We start from the raw sequence: 4,466 nt of genomic DNA, 5'->3' as shown, positions 1-4,466 counted from the left end.
CACCCCACCAGCCCGCAAACCCACCCGCACCTCACCAACACCCAAACCCCCATCACCACCAACGGGAACCAAGGTCAGGTTGTCCAACGTGCCGCGCTCGGTGAAGTCCAGCCGCCAATCGGCACCATCAGGAACGGCCAGCGCCCCGCCGGGCCGGGCCAGTCGCGGTACGAGCACCTGCCCCTGCCGGACCGCGAACTCGGGCTCGCCCAGGGCCATGCCCGCCCTCAGCAGCGGGCCCAGCCCACTGGGATCAGCGGTCAGGTCATCGACGTCGGCCAGGGCCAGCCTGCCGGGATTCTCGGCCACGGCCGCCCGCACCAGACCGGTCACCACCGACGACCGCAGCTCCAGCCCCGGCCCGGCGTCGACGGCCCGCTCGGTGACCACCAGCAGCCGCGTGCCCGCCAGGCCCCCGGCGCCCAGCCACTCCTGGACCACACCCAGCACGTCAACGGCGAGCATCCGTGCGACCACCGGCACCGCACCATCGAGAGGAGCGAACGTACGAGCGGCCACCGCACAGACGATCGCGGTGTCGGGGACGGGGGCGCCGGCATCGATGGCCGCCAGCAGTTCCCGCAGGTCTGCGTAGTGGGCGGCACCGGGAAGGTCAGGAAGGGGCTCGGGGCCGAGCACGGCCCATGGCGTCTCAGGTACGGCCGCCGCCGGGGTGGCCGGCACCCAGTCCAGGCCGAACAGGGCCTCGCGTACCAGTTCCGCGTCCTCGGTCAGGTCCACCGCCGGAAGGGCTTGGAGAGCCAGCGATCCCACCGACGCGATCAGTTCACCGGACTCGTCGGCCAGGGTCACCGTGACGCCGCCGCCCTTCGCGGCGGGGACGATCCGGACGCGCGCGGTGGAGGCGCCGGTGGCGTGGAAGACGACATCGGTCCAGGCGAACGGCAACAGCGGGGCCGACTCCGCACGACCGGCCGCGATGCCGTGCAGGGAGGCGTCCAGTAGGGCGGGGTGCAGCCCGAACCCGGCGACGTCCACGCCATCACCCAGCGCGACCTCGGCGAAGATCTCCTCCCCTCGCCGCCACAGAGCACGCACACCCTGAAATACCGGCCCATAGGCCAGCCCGATGTCCGCCAAAGCGGGATAAAAGCCGTCCAGCGCCACCTCCACCGCCCCGAGAGGCGGCCAAGAAACAAGATCGGCCGCAGCAGCGAACGCGCCGCCAGGCACGCTCGCGGACGTGCCGTCTGACGCGGTCGCGGACGAACCACCGGACGGGGTGCGGTCGGATGGCTCCAGGATGCCGGTGGCGTGGCGGGTCCAGGAGCCGGTGACGTCGTCGTCCTCGGCCTGTGAGTAGATCGCGACCTCGCTGCGCCCCCCGTCCAGCGAGTCGAGGACGACCTGGACCCGGACTCCGGACGCGCCGGCCGGCAGCACCAGCGGTGCGTCCATGACCAGCTCGGCCAGCCGGCCCGAGCCGATCTCGTCGCCGGCCCGGACGGCCATCTCGACCAGCGCCGTCCCCGGGACGATCACTCGCCCGGCCACCACGTGGTCGGCCAGCCAGGGCTGGGAGCTCAGGCCGAGCCGCCCGGTGAGCATCAGGCCGCCGCTGGCCGCGAGGCTGACGGTGGCTCCCAGCAGCGGATGGCCGGCCACCGACTGGCCCAGCCCGCTCGCGTCGGCGCTCCCGGCCACAGGATCGAGCCAGAATCGCTGCCTGTCGAAGGCGTACGTCGGCAGATCCACCCGCCGCGCGCCGCTCCCGGCGTAGAACCGCGCCCAGTCCACCGTCCCGCCACGGGTGTACAACCGGCCCACCGCCGACACCAGCGTGACGGCCTCGTCCCGGTCGCGCCGGAGCGCCGGCACCCACGCCTCAGCCGCCTCCAGCGGGTAGTCCGCGGCAGGCGCGGCCACCACGCTCTGGGAACCCAGCGCGGACAGCACGCCGTCCGGGCCGAGCTCCACGAAGGTGCGCACGTCCCGGTCACGCAGGGCGGTGACGGCGTCGGCGAACCGCACCGGCTCGCGCACCTGGCGCACCCAGTACTCCGGATCCGTCACCTCGTCCGTCACCGGCAGGCCGGTCACCGTGGACACGAGCGCGATGGCCGGACGCTGATACGTCACCGACGCGGTGACCCGCGCGAACTCCGCCAGCATCGGCTCCATCAACGCCGAGTGGAAGGCATGCGACACCCGCAGGTCACGGACCCGTACACCCTGGGACTCGAACCGCTCCCGCAGCTCCGACACCGCCTCGGCGGGTCCCGAGAGCACCACCGCGGCCGGACCGTTCACCGCCGCGAGCCCGACCCCGTCGCAGGTGGCCAGCAGAGGGCGGACGTCCTCCTCCCGGGCCTGAACGGCGAGCATCGCCCCGCCGGCCGGAAGGGCCTGCATCAGGCGGCCCCGCGCCGCGACCACCGCGCACGCGTCCTCCAGCGACCAGACCCCGGCCACGTGCGCGGCGGCCAGCTCGCCGATGGAGTGCCCGGCCACCGCGTCCGGGCGCACGCCCCACGACTCCAGGAGCCGGAACAGCGCGACCTCGACCGCGAACAGCCCGGCCTGCGCCCACATCGTCTGGTCCAGCAGTTCGGCGTCGTCCCGGATGACGGCGGCCAGCGGCCGGCCCGGCTGACGGAGGTGTTCGTCGAGACCGGCGCAGACGGCGTCGAACGCCCGCGCGAACACCGGGTAGGCCGCGTACAGGCCCTGCCCCATCCCGAGCCGCTGCGCGCCCTGGCCGGTGAAGACGAAGCCGACCTTGCCGGCGCTGCCCGCCGAACCGATCGCGAACTCGCCCGACTCCGGCGACGCCGCCAGCACGGCCACACCGGACAGCAGCTCATCCCGATCGGCCCCGACGACGACCGCCCGTCGCGGCAGACCCGAGCGGGACTCCGCCAGCGACCAGCCGAGGTCGGCCGGGTCCAGCTCCGGACGATTCAGTACGAATTCTCGCAACCGGCCCGCCTGGGCGGCCAAACCGTCGGTGTCCCGGGCCGAGATCAGCCAGGGCACCACGGGCAGCGGCCGGGCCGCCGGAGCGTCCGTGACCGCGTCCTCCTCGGCCGGAGCCTGCTCAAGGATGACGTGCGCGTTCGTACCGGAGAAACCGAACGACGACACCCCCGCCCGGCGGGGGTGATCGGTCCGCGGCCAAGGGGTCGCCTCGGTCACCAGCTCGATCGCACCCGACGTCCAGTCGACGTGCGAGGACGGCGCGTCCACGTGCAGGGTCGCCGGTACGACGCCGTACGCCATCGCCTGGATCATCTTGATGACCCCGGCCACGCCGGCGGCGGCCTGGGTGTGACCGATGTTGGACTTGACCGAGCCCAGGAGCACCGGACGGCCCGCGTCCCGGTCCTGTCCGTAGGTGGCGAGCAGGGCGTCGGCCTCGATCGGGTCGCCCAGCCGGGTGCCCGTCCCGTGACCCTCGACCACGTCGATCTCGCCGGCCGACAACCCGGCGCCGGCCAGGGCCGACTCGATCACCCGCTGCTGGGAAGGACCGTTGGGGGCGGTCAGCCCGTTGGAGGCGCCGTCCTGGTTCACCGCGCTGCCGCGGATCACCGCCAGCACCCGGTGCCCGTTGCGGCGGGCGTCCGAGAGCCGTTCCAGAACCAGGACGCCGACCCCTTCACCCCAGCCGGTGCCGTCGGCCGCGTCGGCGTAGGCCTTGCACCGGCCGTCGGCGGCCAGGCCGCGCTGCCGGGAGAACTCCACGAAGGTGCCCGGCCTGGCCATCACCGTGACCCCGCCGGCCAGCGCCAGCGTGCACTCTCCCGAGCGCAGCGCGGACGTGGCCAGGTGCATCGCCACCAGCGACGACGAGCACGCGGTGTCCACGGTGACCGCCGGGCCCTCCAGGCCGAGCGTGTACGCCACCCGGCCGGAGGCGACGCCGCCGGAGATCCCGGTGCTGACGTACCCTTCGAGGTCGCCCACCCCACCGGCCGCGTAGTCGTGGTAGATCAGTCCGGCGAACACCCCGGTGGCCGTGCCGTGCAGCGAGACCGGGTCGATCCCGGCGTTCTCCAGGGCTTCCCACGAGGTCTCCAGCAGCAGCCGCTGCTGCGGATCCATCGCCAGCGCCTCACGCGGCGAGATCCCGAAGAACCGCGCGTCGAACTCCCCGGCGTCGTGCAGGAAGGCCCCCTCCCGCGCGTAGCTCTTGCCCACCGCCGCCGGATCAGGGTCGAAGACGCTTCCCCACTCCGGGCCCCGGTCCTGCGGGAACGGCGAAACGGCGTCCGTCCCCGTGCTCAGCAGGGTCCAGAAGTCGTCCGGCGACGCCACCCCGCCGGGGAACCGGCAGGCCATCCCGACGACGGCCATCGGCTCCAGCCGTTCGTCCTCCAGCTCGCGCAGGCGTTTGCGAGTCTGGTGAAGGTCTGTGGTGACCCGCTTGAGGTAATCACGAAGCTTTTCTTCGTTCGCCATTCGACGACCCTTTCCGTAAGCCACGAATGCGCTTCGTCCGCGCG

The 4,466-nt window shown here is 73.1% G+C and carries 1 protein-coding gene; it reads right to left on the bottom strand.

Annotated elements, in window-relative coordinates; all coding sequences use genetic code 11:
• The coding region (locus ACTMTF_RS48065; protein WP_441116795.1) for a type I polyketide synthase at window positions 1-4,422 on the bottom strand (4,422 nt) is incomplete at its 3' end.
• Window positions 4,423-4,466: the final 44 nt, after the last annotated feature.

The organism is Nonomuraea sp. ZG12, from assembly GCF_052068115.1.
Lineage (GTDB): Bacteria > Actinomycetota > Actinomycetes > Streptosporangiales > Streptosporangiaceae > Nonomuraea.
Note: the sequence above shows the minus strand (reverse complement) of the source record. Positions and strands in the feature narration are given on the sequence as shown.